Source organism: Burkholderia oklahomensis C6786, assembly GCF_000959365.1.
In the GTDB taxonomy this organism is placed as follows: domain Bacteria; phylum Pseudomonadota; class Gammaproteobacteria; order Burkholderiales; family Burkholderiaceae; genus Burkholderia; species Burkholderia oklahomensis.
Genome location: NZ_CP009556.1, coordinates 1758175 through 1774192, shown reverse-complemented (window position 1 = coordinate 1774192; position 16018 = coordinate 1758175). Strand labels below are relative to the sequence as shown.

Annotated in this window: 13 protein-coding genes; 3 read left to right on the top strand and 10 right to left on the bottom strand. The window is 70.1% G+C overall.

All coding sequences use genetic code 11. From position 1 onward, the window contains the following. Window positions 1–21: 21 nt before the first annotated feature. Complete coding sequence (locus BG90_RS25670; protein ID WP_010109221.1) at window positions 22–882, top strand: DMT family transporter; 861 nt, start codon at window positions 22–24, stop codon at window positions 880–882. A gap of 85 nt (window positions 883–967) precedes the next feature. Next, window positions 968–2122: a homocitrate synthase/isopropylmalate synthase family protein gene (locus BG90_RS25665; RefSeq protein ID WP_010109222.1), complete on the top strand. Its 1155-nt coding sequence runs from the start codon at window positions 968–970 to the stop codon at window positions 2120–2122. 67 nt (window positions 2123–2189) lie between these two features. On the opposite strand, the gene BG90_RS25660 is transcribed toward BG90_RS25665, so the two are convergent. From BG90_RS25660 to BG90_RS25625, 8 genes are all read right to left on the bottom strand, one after another. Then, window positions 2190–3017, bottom strand: coding sequence for a M55 family metallopeptidase (locus tag BG90_RS25660; protein WP_041282154.1), 828 nt, complete (start codon window positions 3015–3017; stop codon window positions 2190–2192). Continuing rightward, window positions 3014–4216, bottom strand: a complete 1203-nt coding sequence (locus BG90_RS25655; protein WP_045568448.1) for a DmpA family aminopeptidase — start codon at window positions 4214–4216, stop codon at window positions 3014–3016. The genes BG90_RS25660 and BG90_RS25655 overlap by 4 nt, the downstream gene beginning before the upstream one ends. Further along, window positions 4213–5118: a glutathione ABC transporter permease GsiD gene (gene gsiD / locus BG90_RS25650; RefSeq protein ID WP_010119108.1), complete on the bottom strand. Its 906-nt coding sequence runs from the start codon at window positions 5116–5118 to the stop codon at window positions 4213–4215. Before gsiD ends, BG90_RS25655 begins: the two co-directional genes overlap by 4 nt. Before the next feature lie 7 nt (window positions 5119–5125). Continuing rightward, window positions 5126–6046: a glutathione ABC transporter permease GsiC gene (gsiC, locus tag BG90_RS25645; RefSeq protein WP_010109227.1), complete on the bottom strand. Its 921-nt coding sequence runs from the start codon at window positions 6044–6046 to the stop codon at window positions 5126–5128. 100 nt (window positions 6047–6146) lie between these two features. Further along, window positions 6147–7709: a glutathione ABC transporter substrate-binding protein GsiB gene (gene gsiB, locus BG90_RS25640; protein ID WP_010119111.1), complete on the bottom strand. Its 1563-nt coding sequence runs from the start codon at window positions 7707–7709 to the stop codon at window positions 6147–6149. A gap of 245 nt (window positions 7710–7954) precedes the next feature. Next, window positions 7955–9955 (bottom strand): dipeptide ABC transporter ATP-binding protein, encoded by a 2001-nt coding sequence (locus tag BG90_RS25635; RefSeq protein WP_010119112.1) that lies wholly within the window; start codon window positions 9953–9955, stop codon window positions 7955–7957. A 37-nt stretch (window positions 9956–9992) separates the two neighbouring features. Beyond that, on the bottom strand, window positions 9993–11009 hold the full coding sequence (locus BG90_RS25630; protein WP_010119114.1) for an isoaspartyl peptidase/L-asparaginase family protein: 1017 nt from the start codon (window positions 11007–11009) through the stop codon (window positions 9993–9995). Continuing rightward, on the bottom strand, window positions 11009–11956 hold the full coding sequence (locus BG90_RS25625; RefSeq protein ID WP_010109231.1) for a MurR/RpiR family transcriptional regulator: 948 nt from the start codon (window positions 11954–11956) through the stop codon (window positions 11009–11011). The genes BG90_RS25630 and BG90_RS25625 overlap by 1 nt, the downstream gene beginning before the upstream one ends. Before the next feature lie 373 nt (window positions 11957–12329). Here BG90_RS25625 and BG90_RS25620 point away from each other — a divergent pair, with 373 nt between their 5' ends. Further along, window positions 12330–14360 (top strand): BCCT family transporter, encoded by a 2031-nt coding sequence (locus tag BG90_RS25620; RefSeq protein ID WP_010119117.1) that lies wholly within the window; start codon window positions 12330–12332, stop codon window positions 14358–14360. Between the two features lie 32 nt (window positions 14361–14392). Here BG90_RS25620 and BG90_RS25615 read toward each other — a convergent pair whose 3' ends face one another. Together BG90_RS25615 and BG90_RS25610 are read right to left on the bottom strand one after the other, a co-directional pair. Further along, window positions 14393–14713 (bottom strand): hypothetical protein, encoded by a 321-nt coding sequence (locus BG90_RS25615; protein WP_045568447.1) that lies wholly within the window; start codon window positions 14711–14713, stop codon window positions 14393–14395. A gap of 67 nt (window positions 14714–14780) precedes the next feature. Continuing rightward, window positions 14781–15971, bottom strand: a complete 1191-nt coding sequence (locus BG90_RS25610; protein ID WP_010119120.1) for a serine hydrolase domain-containing protein — start codon at window positions 15969–15971, stop codon at window positions 14781–14783. Between the last annotated feature and the right edge of the window lie 47 nt (window positions 15972–16018).

Genomic DNA, 16018 nt, shown 5'->3' with positions numbered 1-16018 from the left:
CAACCCCTCACGGGAGTTCCCTTGCCTTTCTCCGTCATTCTGATCGTCCTGTTCGCCGCATTGCTGCACGCGACATGGAACGCGCTGATTCGCAGCAGCGGAAGCCGGCTCTGGTCGTCGACCGTCCTGTGCATCGCGATGGGCCTCTTCGCACTGTGCTTCGTTCCGTTTCGGCCGGTCCCGCCGCGCGACAGCTGGATCTACATCGTCGCGTCCGCCGCGCTGCACGTCGTGTACAACCTGATGCTCGTGCGCTCGTATCAGCGAGGCGAATTGAGCGTCGCCTACCCGATCGCGCGCGGCACGTCGCCCGTGCTCGTCACGACGGGCGCCGCGCTGTTCGCGGGCGAACGCATCGGCGCGCCGACGCTGTTCGGCCTGCTGCTGATCTCCGGCGGCATCTTCGCCGTGGGCCTCGACCGGCGCGCGCTCGGCGACGGCGCATGGACGCGCACGCTGCCCGACGCGCTCGGCACCGGCGCGTCGATCGCCGCGTACAGCGTCGTGGACGGCATCGGCGCGCGCGCGGCCGGCGACAGCATCGGCTACGCGGCGTGGATGTTCGTGCTCACCGCACTGATGATGCTGCCGACCTACTGGCTGCTCGAAAAACGCCTGACGCTCGGCGGCAGCAAGCGGGAGCTGCTCAAGGCGGGCTTCGGCGGCATGTCGGCCGCGCTCGCGTACGGCATCGTCATCTGGGCGATGAAGCAAGGCGCGATGGGGCCCGTGTCGTCGTTGCGGGAAACGAGCGTCGTGTTCGCGGCGCTGATCGGACGTCTCTTTCTGTCCGAGCCAGCTTCGGCCAGAAAGGTGCTGGGCTGCTCGATCATCACGACGGGCACCGTGTTGATCGGCTTTTCCGGCGCGTTGGCGAAGTAGACGGACCTTGCGCGAACGCCGGCGCGCGAACGCCGGCGCACTCGGCAAGGTTCGGCATCCCCCTCAACCTCAATGGAGCATCGCCATGCATGAAATCATCCTGGAGGACACGACGCTGCGGGACGGCGAGCAATCGCCCGGAATCGCGTTTTCGAGGCAGCGCAAGAAAGCGATCTTCGACGCGCTCGTCGACGCGGGCGTCCGATGGCTCGAAATCGGCATTCCGGCGATGGGCGGCGAGGAACTGCTCACCATCCGGGAGCTGCTCGAGCGCAAGCACGAAGCGCACCTCGTCGGCTGGAACCGCGGCGTGCGCAAGGACGTCGAGCAGTCGCTCGACCTCGGGTTCGACGCGATCCACATCGGCCTGCCGACGTCGACGATCCACCTGAACGACAGCGTGAAGAAGGATCGCCGATGGCTGCTCGACAGCTCCGCCGATCTCGTGAAGCTCGCGAAGGATCGCGGCGCGTTCGTGTCGATCAGCGCGGAGGACGTCGGCCGCTCGGACATCGCGTTCGTCGAAGCGTACGCCGCGCACGTCGCGCGCGCGGGCGCGGACCGCATCCGGCTGTCGGACACGATCGGCATCCTGACTCCCGAGCAGTACGGGGACATCGTCGCGCGCGTGAAGCGCGCGTCGGGGATCGCGGTGCAATGCCACGCGCACAACGATTTCGGATTCGCGACCGCCAACACGATCGCCGGGCTGCTCGCCGGCGCGACGTTCTTCCACGTCACCGTCAACGGCATCGGCGAGCGCGCGGGCATGCCCGACCTCGCGCAGACGGTGATGGCGCTGCAGCGGCTCTATCACGCGAATCTCGGCATCGACACGACGAAGCTCATCGGGCTCAGCCGGCTCGTCAGCGAGGCGTCGCACGTGCCGTGTCCGCCGTGGCAGCCGGTCGTCGGCGGCAACGTGTTCGCGCACGAGTCCGGCATCCACGCGAACGGCACGCTGCACAACAGCAGCGCGTTCGAGCCGTTTCCGCCGGAAATCGTCGGCGGCGAGCGGCGGATCGTGATCGGCAAGCATTCCGGCCGCGCATCGATCGCGCATGCGCTCGAACAGCGGGGCATTCGCGCGGAGGACGCGGAACTCGGCGCCTGCCTCGATGAAGTGCGCACGCAGTCGATGCATCGCGAGCGGGCGCTCGACGTGGATGAGCTGCTCGGCATCTACGCGTCGGTCCATGCGGAATTCGAGCAAGCGAGCGCGCAGCCGCTCGGGCGCTAGCGGCGGGTCGCATGCGTTTCGGCCGCCGCCGCCGCGCGCGGCGCGCGGCATGCGCGGAACGCGCCGCTCAGCGCAGCATGAACGACATCGCCGACAGACAATTCAACGTCCGCACGACGTGCTCGATCGACGGCGCGGAGAACCGCAGCGTGACCGCGTCGACGCGCTCGAGCGACGGCCATTGGCAGAACAGGTCGGCGGCCGCGACGGTCTGCGTCTGGAGTTCGCAGGTCGCCGCGCGCGGCGCGCGCGGGCGCGCCACGTGCGCGACCTCGCGCGCCTGCTCGACCGCCTGCCGCGCCGCGACGCCGAGCGCCGCGCACGCGGCGGCGGGCGTCATCGACGCGCCGCTCGCGAACCCCGTCGCCTCCTTCACGGTCACGAAGCGCGCCGCCGGAAACAGCGGCCGCGTCTCGTCGACGAACACGTCGTCGCCGGACAGCAGCACGACATGCGCGCCATGCTCGTGCGCGAGCGCGCCATAGAGGCCCGCTTCGCCGATTTCGTGTCCGTCGAGCAGCACGCGCGCGAACGCAAAGCTGTTGATCGTGTGCGCGAGCAAGCCGCGCGTCTGCGCCTTCGCGTGATAGCCGATCATGAACACGAGATTCGGCCCGCCTTCGAGGCCCGCCATCATCCCGAGCGTGCGCGGCTTGCCGAGCACGACGCGCGCGCGGGCGTCGAGGCCGTCCGGCAGCAGGTTGCGAAAGCCGCCGTGCGAATCGTTGACCCACACGCGCGTCGCGCCGCCCGCGAACGCGCCTTCGACGGCCGCGTTCGCCTCCGCCGTCATCCAGCGGCGCGCGCGTTCGTATTCGGGATTGCCCGCGCGCGTCTGCTCGACGCTCACGACGCCCGCAATCCCTTCGATATCGGTCGAAATCAGGACTTTCATCGGTCTCCCGCGCGCGATTCGCGCAGCCATCGTTCGAGTTCCGGCGCCGCGTCGCGCAGCGCGCGGCGCGTGTGGCCGTCGCGGCCCGCGACGCTCGCCGCCTGCCACAGCGCGTCGACGATCGCCTGCTCGACGCTGTCGGCCGCGGCGGCGAACAGCGGATCGAGCGCCGCATCGGCGACGAGCGGCGGCAGCGCGACGCGCTCGGCGTCGTGCGGCACCGTGTACGCGGTCGACCACGCGAGCGCGATGTCGCCGCTGCCGTGGCCGTACACCGAGCCCGTCCGCGCGAGGCCCGCGGCCGCGCGACGCGCGACGCGCTTCAGCTGCCGCGACGACAGCGGCGCGTCGGTCGCGACGAGCATGATGATCGAGCCTTGCTCGGGCGGCGGCGCGTCCGGATGCGAAGCGGCGGCATCGAGCGCGCTGCGTCGCGCGCCCTCGCCGCCCTCGCCGCCCTCGCCGCCCTCGCCGCCCTCGCCGCCCATGCCGCCCATGCCGCCCTTGCCGCCCGCGTCCCGCTCGGCGATCATCCGGCCGACCGGCACGCCCGCGATCGTCAGCATCGGCAGGCGTCCGAAGTTCGCGAGCACGAGCGCGCCGACCGTCCACGCATCGCCCGCCGCCCGCACGACGCGCGACGCCGAGCCGATCCCGCCTTTCAGGTCGAAGCACGACATCCCGCGCCCCGCGCCGACCGCGCCGCGCGCGAACGCGGGCCGCGCATCGGCGAGCGCCTGCGCGTAATGCGCGGGCGTCACCGCGAACGCGTGCAGATCGTTCAGATAGCCGTCGTTGCACTCGAACACGAGCGGATTGACGGTCGGCCATTCGCGGCCGATCCGCGGATGCGCGCCGATCGCCGCACGGATCTGCGCGTGCGCGACCGCGGCGACGCCGAACGTGTTCGTCAGCGCGAGCGGCGTCTCGAGCACGCCGAGTTCGTCGACCTGCACGAGCCCGACGCTCTTGCCGAAGCCGTTGATCACCGCGGCGGCCGCGGGCGCCTTGTCGCAGTAGACGTCGCCCGCGTGCGGCCGCACGACGGTCACGCCGGTCTGCACGCCGTCGGCGTCGAGCGTCGCGTGGCCGACCGTCACGCCCGCGACGTCGGCGAGGCTGCCGAGCGGCCCCGCGGGCAGCGCGCCGACGTGCGGCGCCGCCGAGGCCGGCGCGCGTTCGGAAGATGCGCGCGTCACTGCCGCTCCAGCTTCGGATCGAGCGCGTCGCGCAGCCCGTCGCCGAGCAGGTTGAACGCGAGCACGGTCAGGAAGATCGCGATGCTCGGAATCAGCGCGACGTGCGGCGCGTTGACCATGTCGGCGCGCGCCTCGTTGAGCATCGCGCCCCACTCGGGCGTCGGCGGCTGCGCGCCGAGGCCGAGGAACGACAGGCTCGCCGCCGTGATGATCGACGTGCCGATCCGCATCGTGAAGTAGACGACGACCGACGACACCGTGCCCGGCAGGATGTGCCGCATGATGATCGTCCGGTCGGACGCGCCGATGCTGCGCGCGGCCTCGACGTAGGTCATCTGCTTGAGCGCGAGCGTGTTGCCGCGCACGAGCCGCGCGAACGCGGGCACGCTGAACACGGCGACCGCGCAGATCACGTTGATCATCCCGTTGCCGAGGATCGCGACGACGCCGATCGCGAGCAGGATCCCCGGAAACGCGAACAGCACGTCGGCGACGCGCATCGTCGCGCGGTCCCACCAGCCTTCGTAGTAGCCGGCGAGCAGGCCGAAGAACGTGCCGATCACGGCGCCGAGCGCGACCGAGAAGAAGCCCGCGGCGAGCGAGATCCGCGCGCCCGCGACGATCCGGCTGAAGATGTCGCGTCCGAGCGAATCGACGCCGAACCAGTGCGCGGCCGACGGCCCCGCGTTCAGTGCGTCGTAGTCGAAATAGTTCTCCGGATCGTACGGCACGAAATGCGGGCCGACGATCGCGACGACGACGAGCAGCAGCACGAACGCGCCCGCCGCGAGCGCGACGTGCTGCTTCTTGAACTTGCGCCAGAACTCGCTCCACGGCGTGCGGATCGCGATCGACGCGGCGGTCTCGGCGGGGGCGGGTGTGGTGGGAACAGTCGCGTTCATGCGCGCCTCACTTGAAACGGATCGTCGGGTTGATGACCGCGTACAGCACGTCGACGGTCAGATTGATCAGGATGAACTCGAGCGAGAACAGCAGCACGATCGCCTGGATCACCGGGTAGTCGCGCATCGTCACCGCATCGACGAGCAGCCGCCCGAGCCCCGGCCAGTTGAACACCGCCTCGACGACGATCGAGCCGCCGAGCAGGAAGCCGAACTGCAGCCCCATCATCGTGACGACCGGAATCATCGCGTTGCGCAGGCAGTGCTTGAGCACGACCATCGGCTCGCGCACGCCTTTCGCGCGCGCGGTGCGCACGAAATCCTCGTGCAGCACCTCGACGAACGACGCGCGCGTGAAGCGCGCCATCACCGCGGCGACCGCCGCGCCGAGCGTCAGCGACGGCAGCACGTAGCTCCGCCACGAGCCGTCCGGCACGACGGGCAGCCAGCCGAGCTTCACCGAGAAGACTTCCATCAGCAGCATCCCGAGCGCGAACGCCGGAAACGAGATGCCCGACACCGCGAGCGTCATCCCGATGCGGTCCGGCCAGCGGTTGCGCCACACGGCCGATGCAATGCCGATCGCCATCCCGAAGAGGGTCGCCCAGGCCATGCTGACGACGGTCAGCGACAGCGTCGGCATGAAGCGCTCGCCGATCTCGGTCGACACCGGCCGCTTGCTGCGCGTCGACGTGCCGAAGTCGAAATGCGCGATCCGCACGAAGAAGTTCGCGAACTGCGTCGGCAGCGGCTTGTCGAGGCCGAGGTCGGCGCGCACGAGCGCGACCGTCGCGTCGTCGGCCTCGGGCCCGGCCGCGAGCCGCGCGGGATCGCCCGGCAGCAGGTGGACGAACAGGAACACGAGCACCGCGACGCTCACGAGCGTCGGCAGGAGCCCGAACAATCGTTTGACAAGAAAATTCAGCATGCGCTTGCACCTCGATGCGGCGCGCGGCCGGACCGCGCGCCGCCTATGCCCGAAGCGACCGGACCGTTCGGATCATACGAACCGCCCGGGCCGTTTCGCGTCACTTGATCGCGATCTCGTCGAAATTGAACGAGCCGTCCGGCATCACGTACGCGCCCTGCAACCGCTTGCTGCGCGCGTAGACGACCTTCTCCTGCACGAGCGGAATCCACGGCGCGTCGGCCCAGATGCGTTTTTGCGCATCGCCGTAGAGCGCCGCCTTCTTCGCGCGATCGGTGGTTTGCAACGCCTTCGCGAGATCGTCGTCGACCGCGTCGTTCCTGTAGTAAGCGGTGTTCATGAGCTTCGGCGGAATCGACGACGACGCGAGCAGCGGCGAGATCGCCCAGTCGGATTCGCCCGTCGACGAGGACCAGCCGGTGTAGTACATCCGCACGGGCGCCTTCGCCGGGTCCTGCGCGCTCTCGACCTTCGCGACCCGCTCGCCCGCCTCGAGCGCCTGCACCTGCGCCTTCACGCCCACTTGCGCGAGCTGCTGCTGGACGAACTGGATCGCCTTCTGCGACGTCGAGTTGTTGTACGCGGACCAGAGCGTCGTCTCGAAGCCGTTCGGGTAGCCCGCCTCCTTCAAGAGCGCGCGCGCCTTCGCCGGATCGTACGGCCACGGGCCGAGCTTCATCGCGTAATCGACGCCCTGCGGAACGACGCCCGTCGCGGGCGTCGCGTTGCCGGCGAACGCGACCTTCGCGAGCGCGTCCTTGTTGACCGCGTAGTTGAGCGCCTGGCGGACCTTCGGGTTGTCGAACGGCTTCTGCATCACGTTCAGGCTGACGTAGCGCTGAATGATCGACGCGCGCTCGATCACGTCGACCTTCGGGTTCGCCTTCAGGTCGGCCGTCTGCTCGAACGGGATGCGGAACGCGAAGTCGGCCTCGCCCGTCTTCATCAGCGCGGCGCGCGTGTTGTTGTCGACGACGGGCTTCCAGTCGATCGCGTCGATCTTCGGATAGCCCGGCTTCCAGTAGCCGGCGAATTTCTTCACCTTCAGGTCGTCGGTCTGCTTCCATTCGACGAACTCGAACGGACCGGTGCCGACCGGATGCAGCGCGATGTCGCGCCCGTACTTCTTCAGCGCGGTGGGCGAGATCATCACGGCGGACGGGTGCGCGAGCACGTTGATGAACGCCGAGAACGGCTCGGTCAGCGTGACCTTCACCGTGTACGGATCGACGACCTCGGTCTTCGCGATCCGGCGGAACAGGTTGTAGCGCTTCAGCTTGTTCGCCGGGTCGGTCACGCGGTCGAAGTTCGCCTTCACCGCGGCCGCGGTGAAATCGGTGCCGTCCTGGAACTTCACGCCCTGGCGCAGCTTGATCGTGTAAACCTTCGCGTCGGGGCTCGCGTCGTAGCCGGTCGCGAGCACGTTCACGAGCTTCATGTCCTTGTCGAAACCGAACAAGCCCTGATAGAACGACTTCGACACCGCCTGCGACAGCGTGTCGTTCGAGTCGTAAGGATCGAGCGTCGTGAACGTCGAGTCGACGGCCATCACCGCGGTCTGATCGGCGAACGCGAGCGATGCGGACGACATCGCGAACACGCCTGCGCAGGCGGCGATCAGCGCGCGCGGCGAGAACGGCAAGAACGAATGCGGCGTAGTCATGTGTGGGCTCCTTTGCGATGCTTCGGTAGTGCGTGGATCTGGGTTCGTGTGGTCCTGCCGCCGTGCGTTCCGCGAATCCGGAATCCTGATGTTCCGGAATCCTGCGCGGCGGGCTTCCTGCGGTCTTTCTTTCTTCTCTTCCTGATTCGATGCTGCCTGCGTGCTGCGTTTGCCTGTTGCTGCCGCGTTTGCGCAACCGCCGCGCCGCGCCGTCGGCGCTTCGTGTGTCTGCGTGTCTGCAAGCCTCAATACGCGCCGCCGACCCGATGCTCGGCGACGAAGTGCTCCGGCCCGACCGCGACGAGCGGCGCGACGACGGGCTCGTCGCCGATCGCGCGGATCGGGCTCGGCAGTTCGTCGGCGGGCAGCGTGCGCGGCGCGTGGCGGCGCGCGGGATCGGCGACCGGCACCGCGCTCATCAGCTTCTTCGTGTACGGATGGCGCGGCGTCTCGAACACCGCGCGGCGCGGTCCGATCTCGACGATCTGTCCGAGATACATCACCGCGACGCGATGGCTGACCCGCTCGACGACCGCCATGTCGTGTGAGATGAACAGATACGCGACGCCGAGCTCGCGCTGCAGGTCGAGCATCAGATTGACGATTTGCGCCTGCACCGACACGTCGAGCGCCGACACCGACTCGTCGGCGATCACGACCTTCGGGTTCAGCGCGAGCGCGCGCGCGATCGCGATCCGCTGCCGCTGGCCGCCGGAGAACTCGTGCGGATAGCGGCGCGCGGCGTCGGCGGGCAGGCCGACGCGCTCGAGCAGCCAGTCGACGCGCGCCTGCGCCGCCTTGCCGCTCGCGACGCCGTGCACGAGAAGCGGCTCCATGATCGAGAAACCGACCGTCAAGCGCGGGTTCAGCGACGCGAACGGATCCTGGAAGATGAACTGGATGTTCCGGCGCAGCGCCTGCAGCGCGCGGCCCTTCAGTGCGCGGATCTCGCGGCCTTCGAATTCGATCGAGCCGCTCAGGCTGTCGACGAGGCGCAGCAGCGAGCGGCCCGTCGTCGACTTGCCGCAGCCCGACTCGCCGACGAGCGCGAGCGTCTCGCCGGCGCGCAGGTCGAAGCTCACGCGCTCGACCGCATGCACGTATTGCGACACGCGGCTGAACGCGCCGCTCTTGACGGGGAAGCGCGTGACGAGATCGCGCACGCGCAGGAGCGGCGCGGACGAAGGATCGACCGCCGGTTGCGCGGAAGGCGGCGCGGCGGGCGCCTCCGACGCCGGCGGGGCGAACGGGGCAAGCGTCGTCGTGGATGTCGCGGGTGTCGCGGGCGTCGCGGGCGTCGTGCGCGTCACAGGCGCGGCGTCGCCGCTCGCGACCAGCACCGCGTCGCCCGCCACCGGATCGAAGCGCAGCAGCGGAAACTTCGCCGGCACGTCGGTGCCCTGCATCGACCCGAGCCGCGGCACCGCCGCGAGCAGCGCCTTCGTATACGGATGCGACGGCGCGGCGAAGATCGCATCGGACGCGCCTTCCTCGACCTTCTCGCCGCGATACATGACGAGCACGCGATCGGCGACTTCCGCGACGACGCCCATGTCGTGCGTGATGAAGATCACGCCCATGTCCATTTCGTTCTGCAGCCCCCGAATCAACTGGAGGATCTGCGCCTGGATCGTCACGTCGAGCGCGGTCGTCGGCTCGTCGGCGATCAGCAGCGCGGGCCGGCACGACAGTGCCATCGCGATCATCACGCGCTGCCGCATCCCGCCCGACAACTGATGCGGATGGCGCGCGAACACGCGGCGCGCCTCCGGAATCCGCACGAGGTCGAGAAGACGCAGCGCCTCCGCGCGCGCTTCGCTCGCGCGCTTGTTCTGATGCAGCGCGATCGCCTCGCTGATCTGGTCGCCGACCGTGAAGACCGGATTGAGCGACGTCATCGGCTCCTGGAAGATCATCGCGACGTCCGCGCCGCGCACCGTGCGCAGCGTCGACGGCGACGCGCGCACGAGATCGAGCGCCGCGCCGTTGCGCCGGCGCAGCACGATCTCGCCGCCCGCGATCGCGCCGCCGCCGTGCTCGACGAGGCGCATCAGCGCGAGCGACGTCACCGACTTGCCGGAGCCCGATTCGCCGACGATCGCGAGCGTCTCGCCGCGATCGACGTGGAACGACAGCCCGCGCACCGCTTCGAACGCGGCGCCTTCGCGGCGGAACGTGACGGACAGCCCGTCGACTTCGAGCACGCGCTGCTCGGGCAGGCTCGGGGCGGATCGGCTCGCGCTCATCTGGATCTCCTGTTGCTGCGGTCGGACGGCCGCGCCGTCACGCCGCCTCTTCGCGGTAGATCGCGGTCACGGGCGTCTCGCCGACGCGCGCGTAGCCGCGATACATCCCTTCGGTGTTGAACGGCATCGCGAGATTGCCGCGCGCATCGATCGCGATGATCCCGCCGCGGCCGGCGATCCGCGGCAGCTTGTTCATCACGACGTCGTACGCGGCCGACGCGAGCGTCGCGCCGCGGTATTCGATCTGCGCGGACACGTCGTACGCGGTCGCGAGCCGGATGAACATCTCGCCCGTGCCCGTCGACGACACCGCGCACGTCGCGTCGTTCGCATAGCAGCCCGCGCCGATGATCGGCGTGTCGCCGACGCGCCCCGGCTGCTTGTTCGTGATTCCGCCCGTCGACGTCGCCGCGGCGAGATGGCCGTGCAGATCGCGCGCGACCGCGCCGACCGTGCCGTGCTTGCGGTCCGGATCGAGCGGCTCCGGCGCGAACGCAGCGCCATTGCCGCTGCCGCCGCCGTTGCCGTTGCCGAACGCGAGCGTCGCCGCGTCGTGATCGAGCAGCACGCCCGACGACTGTCGCGCCTTCAGCCACTGCGCGCGGCGGAACTCGGTGTCGAAGTAGCCCGGCTCGGCGAGTTCGAGCCCCTGCGCGGCCGCGAACGCATCGGCGCCCGCGCCCGCGAACATCACGTGCTCGCTCGCTTCGAGCACGCGCCGCGCGGCGAGCACCGGGTTGCGCACGCGCGTCGCGCAGCAGATCGCGCCCGCCTTCAGCGTCGCGCCGTCCATGATCGCGGCGTCGAGCTCGTGCGTGCCGTCGGCCGTGTAGACGGCGCCGCGCCCCGCGTTGAAGAGCGGGCAGTCCTCGAGCATCCGCACCGCGACGCTGACCGCGTCGAGCGCGCTGCCGCCGTCGGCGAGCACGGCCTGCGCGGCGGAGAGGATCGCGTTCAGCTCGGCGCGGTACCGCGCTTCGGCGTCGGCCGTCATCGCGTTGCGCAGGATCGTGCCTGCGCCGCCGTGAATTGCAACGATTGCGGGTGAAGTCATCAGTCGGTTTTCCTGGAACGGCGCGGCGGGCGAAGCGGCGCGGCAGTCGCGCCCCGCGCCTCGAGCCACGGCAGCATGAATTCGGTCACTTCGGCGGCGGCGCGCGCCGAGCGCTGCGAACGATGCGCGACCGCGTCGATCAGCGCTTCGACGAGCGCGAGCACCGCGGCCTCGGATGTCGCCGCGAGCCGCCGCTCGGCATTCACGTAGAGCGCGCGCGTCGCGAACGACGCGACCGGCGACTCCGGCCCGTCGGTGATCGCGAGCACCGGCGCGCCCCGCTCGGCCGCGCGGCGCGCAAGCTCGATCGTGTCGTACACGTAGCGCGGAAATGCGATCGCGACGACGAGATCGTCGCCGCGCGCGCTGAACAGGCGCCGCGCGGCGTCGGTCGGGCCGCCGAGCAGCGCGAGCGACTGCACGTTGTCGCGATACACGGACAGCCCGTGCTCCATCAATCCGGCGAGAAACGCGCTTGCGCCCATCCCGACGATGAAGATCCGGCGCGCGGCGAGCAGCGAGTCGACGGCCGCCTCGACGTTCGCGCGGTCGAGCCGCGCTCGCGTGCGCTCGAGGTTCGCGACCGCCTGCTCGAAGCTCGCGTCGATCAGTTCTCCGCCGCGCGCGCCCGCTTCGCGCTCCTGCGCGGACCGCAACCGCTCGACGGGCGCGAGTGTCGCCTCGAAGCCGCGCACGAGCGCCGCGCGCAGCGCCGGATAGCCGTCGAAGCCGAGTGCGCGCGCGAAGCGGTTCGCGGTCGCGATCGACGCATCGACCGCGTTCGCGAGCTCGTCGATCCGCATCGTCGCCGCACGAAACGGATTCGCCAGCACGTACTCGCCCATCCGCCGATGAATCGGCGTGAGCGACGGCAGCGCGGCGGCGAGGCGAGCGGAGATCGACGGTTCGGCGTCGAGCGGCGTGGCGGTCGAACTGGAGCTGGGCATGCGGCGGATACGGTGCGGCGGATACGGTGCGGCGGATACGGTGCGGCGGATGTCGATGAAAGTAAATTTACACAATTGGCGAGATGGAAAAAATAAATTTTCATCCGGGTTTGCACTGCCTCCGTGCGATCGCCGGAAACCCGCGCCATACGGTGCGCCCGCGGCAATCCGTCCTCCGCTTTTTCGGGCAACTTCGCCGAATAGCTTACAATCCGTCAGTTTCAGCCTGCATCCTCGCCGCCCCGTTTTTTCACCCTGCGCTTCGCACGCGTTGCCGCAGCCGCAACCGCAGCCGGACCGTCCGCGCCGTCCCGACACCGGCCTCGGCTGACGCGCACGCCCTCGCGACGCCGCTTTTTCCGGAAATCCGCCTATGCCCTCATCCCGACCTACGCCGCGCACGACGCTCAAGCCGCAAGTCGTCGTGCCGTCACTCGCCGTGATCGGCGCGCTCCTCGCCGTCTGCGCGCTGCGGCCGAACGAAGCGGGCGCGCTCTTCGGCGCCGGCCAGCAATGGATCATCGAGCGTTTCGACTGGTTCTACGTGCTCGCGATCACGACCTTCCTGATCTTCCTCGTGCTGATCGCGGCAAGCCGCTTCGGCAACATCAAGCTCGGGCCCGACGACGCCGAGCCCGAATTCAGCTTCGTGTCGTGGACCGCGATGCTGTTCGCGGCCGGCATGGGCATCGGCCTCATGTACTTCGGCGTCGGCGAGCCGATCCAGCACTACCTGTCGCCGCCGACGGCCGCAGGCGGCACGCCCGCCGCCGCTCAGGAGGCGATGCTGATGTCGTTCTTCCACTGGGGGCTGCACGCGTGGGCGACCTACGGCGTGATGGGGCTCGTGCTCGCGTACTTCGGCTTTCGCTACAACCTGCCGCTCACGCTGCGCTCGGGCCTCTATCCGGTGCTGCGCGAAGGCGTGAACGGCTGGATCGGCCACACGGTCGACGCGTTCGCGCTCGTCGGCACGGTCGCCGGGATCGCGGTGACGCTCGGCTACGGCGTGCTGCAGCTGAGCGCGGGCCTGCATACGGTCGCCGGCTGGAACACCGACAGCGACACGTTCCGCGTCGGCCTCGTCGCGGTCGTCGTCGCGCTGGCCGGGCTGTCGGCCGCGAGCGGGCTCGACAAGGGCGTGCGCCGGCTGTCCGAGCTGAACCTGATGCTCGCGTTCGCGCTGCTCGCGTTCGTCGTCATCGCGGGACCGACGTCGTTCCTGCTGCGCGCGATGGGCGACAACATCGGCGAGTATCTGTCGAAGCTCGTGTCGCTGTCGTTTCGCACGTACGCGTACGAAACGCCAAACGAAAAAGGCTGGTTCGGCGGCTGGACGCTGCTCTACTGGGCGTGGTGGGTGTCGTGGTCGCCGTTCGTCGGGATGTTCATCGCGCGCATCTCGCGCGGCCGCACGATCCGCGAGTTCGTGATCGGCGTGCTGCTCGTGCCGACCGCGTTCAATCTCGTCTGGATGACCGCGTTCGGCAACAGCGCGATCTGGATCGACACGCACGCGGCCGCGGGCGCGCTCGCGCAGACCGCGACCAACGTCGACGCGCTGCTGTTCCGCTTCTTCGATTACCTGCCGCTCACGCAGTTGCTGTCGCTCGCGGCGATCGTGCTGATCGCGGTGTTCTTCGTGACGTCGGCCGATTCGGGCGCGTTCGTGATCGACGCGATCGCGACGCGCGGCGCCGCGCATTCGCCCGTCTGGCAGCGGCTCTTCTGGGCGGCCGTGCTCGGCGTGACGGCGTCGGTGCTGCTCGTCGCGGGCGGGCTGAAGGCGCTACAGGCGCTGACGCTCGTCGCCGCGCTGCCCGTCGCGCTCGTGATGCTCGCGCTCTGCTACGGGCTCTGGCGCGGCCTGAAGGCCGACCACGCGCACTACTCGCAGGACATGGCGCCCGCGACGAACTTCTGGACCGGCCAGCACTGGCGCCACCGCCTGTCGCAGATCCTGCGGCAGACGACCGACGCCGAAGCCCGGCAGTTCGTCGCGGAGACGGTCGAGCCCGCGCTGCGCAAGGTCGCGGACGAATTGAAGGCGAGCGGCGTCGACGCGCACGTCGCGCGCGACGACGACGATGCGGTGCGCCTCACGGTGCCCGCGCCCGCGCAGCGCGACTTCGTGTACGGCGCGCGGGTGTCGCGCAAGTCCGCGCCCGCGTTCCGGATTCGCGAGGCGGCCGAGCCCGAGGCGCAGCGCGAGCACGTGTACGAAGTGCTGACGTTCTTCGCCGACGGGCGGCTCGGCTACGACATCGAGTATCTGCGCGGCGACGAGATCATCGCCGACGTGCTGCGGCAGTACGAGCGCTACGTGTCGCTCGCGGCGGATACGCGCACGCATCTGCTGAACCGCGCGCCCGAGCATGCGGGGCCGGACGGGCAGGCGCAGTAGCCGGTGGCCGCGTCGCGCGCGGGGCGCGCACGTCACGGGATGGCGACGTCATCGCCGGCATTCTCGGCGGCTGAAATTGTCGCGGGACGAAGCGCCTTTCGCTCGGCCCGATCGGCGTCGATGCCGCGCGCCGGCCGCACGCGCGCGCGCATCGGCTCGGCCGCGAGAAAGAAGCGATCGGCGATGTCGCGCGTCTTGGGCGTCTTGGGCGTCTTGGGCGTCTTGGGCGTCTTGGGCGTCTTGGGCGTCTTGGGCGTCTTGCGTGTCGGTGCGCAGGGCAGGCCCGCGCACGACGCGTGCGATCGCGCCCCGCCGGATCCCCGCTCGGCGCGCGTCCGTCGCCGCACCGTCACGCGACGCCCGGCGCGACGCCGCGCGACGTCTTCCTCGCGCCGCGCAAACGCCGCACCGGCCCGCCTGTCACGCGCGATAAACCGCGTCGCGGACCTCGACCGTCAACGGCCCCGACATCCCTTCATACGCGGTGTTCGTCATCAGCAGCACGGTCAGGCCGCGCGCCGCGTCGACGAACCACGAATGCCCGTAGACGCCGCCCCATTGCATCGTGCCCGCGCTTTGCGGCGACTGCGCAAGCGCCGGATCGGACAGCACCGCGCCGCCGTAGCCGAAGCCCCAGCCGGGCCCGCACGTCTCGGCGGCGGGCCCGGTGTGATCGGTGCGCATCGCCGCGACGAGCGCCGCCGGCAGGAATCCGTCGCCGCCCGTGCGAATCGTCTCGAGCAGGCGCAGCACGTCGTCGGCGCTGCCGTACATGCCCGCGCCGCCCGACGGAAACGCCGACGCGTCGAACACGCGCGACGGCGCGAAGCGCACCGCGACGCCGTGCCCCTCGGGCAGCGGCACGTCGAGGTTGTCGGTGATCCGCGCGGGCTCCGGCGCGGCGTTCGCATACGCCGCCGCGAAGCGGGCGGGATCGGACGCGACGAAGCCCGTATCGCGCATCCCGAGCGGCGACGTGACGAGCTGCGCGACCGCGTCGGGCAGCGCGAGCCCCGTCACGCGCTCGATCGCCGCGCCGAGCACGTCGAGCGAGAGCGAATAGCGCCACGCGCTGCCGGGCTCGAACGCGAGCGGCGCGGCCGCGATGCGCCGCAGGTTCTCCGCGAGATCGAAGTCGACGAGATCGATCCCGTCCGAGATGCCGAGCGTGTGATAGATCGAGCCCGGCTCTTCGAGCAGCCAGTAGCTCAGTCCCGCCGTGTGCGTCAGCAATCGATGCACGGTGAGCGCGGGTGCGCGGCCGTCGGGCAGCTTCGGCGCGAACGCGGGCAGCCAGCGCGTGATCGGCGCGTCGAGCGCGATCCGGCCGTCGGCGACGAGGCGCAGCACCGCGGCGGTCACGATCGGCTTCGTGATCGACGACAGGCGGAACAGCGTTTCCTCGCGCATCGGCCGCCGCGTTTCACGCTCCGCGAAGCCGTGCGCGCGCCGGTAGACGACTTCGCCGTGCCGCGCGACGAGCGCGACCGCGCCGACGACGCGCCGCTCGGCCAGCGCCGTCGCGAGCACGCGATCGAGCCGCTCGGCGAGCGCGGCATCGTCCGTTGCGGCGGATGCCGAGGATGCGGGTGCTTCGAACTCCGATTTCATCGTGCTGTACCTCGTGGGTCGGAAAACGTCGATTCTAGACAGTCCGT

What these genes read in the sequence shown, in the direction of transcription:
- BG90_RS25665 (WP_010109222.1), top strand. Translation starts at nt 968, where the DNA reads ATGCATGAAATCATCCTGGAGGACACGACGCTGCGGGACGGCGAGCAA.
- BG90_RS25660 (WP_041282154.1), bottom strand. Translation starts at nt 3,017, where the DNA reads ATGAAAGTCCTGATTTCGACCGATATCGAAGGGATTGCGGGCGTCGTG.
- gsiD (WP_010119108.1), bottom strand. Translation starts at nt 5,118, where the DNA reads ATGAACGCGACTGTTCCCACCACACCCGCCCCCGCCGAGACCGCCGCG.
- gsiC (WP_010109227.1), bottom strand. Translation starts at nt 6,046, where the DNA reads ATGCTGAATTTTCTTGTCAAACGATTGTTCGGGCTCCTGCCGACGCTC.
- gsiB (WP_010119111.1), bottom strand. Translation starts at nt 7,709, where the DNA reads ATGACTACGCCGCATTCGTTCTTGCCGTTCTCGCCGCGCGCGCTGATC.
- BG90_RS25635 (WP_010119112.1), bottom strand. Translation starts at nt 9,955, where the DNA reads ATGAGCGCGAGCCGATCCGCCCCGAGCCTGCCCGAGCAGCGCGTGCTC.
- BG90_RS25630 (WP_010119114.1), bottom strand. Translation starts at nt 11,009, where the DNA reads ATGACTTCACCCGCAATCGTTGCAATTCACGGCGGCGCAGGCACGATC.
- BG90_RS25625 (WP_010109231.1), bottom strand. Translation starts at nt 11,956, where the DNA reads ATGCCCAGCTCCAGTTCGACCGCCACGCCGCTCGACGCCGAACCGTCG.
- BG90_RS25620 (WP_010119117.1), top strand. Translation starts at nt 12,330, where the DNA reads ATGCCCTCATCCCGACCTACGCCGCGCACGACGCTCAAGCCGCAAGTC.
- BG90_RS25610 (WP_010119120.1), bottom strand. Translation starts at nt 15,971, where the DNA reads ATGAAATCGGAGTTCGAAGCACCCGCATCCTCGGCATCCGCCGCAACG.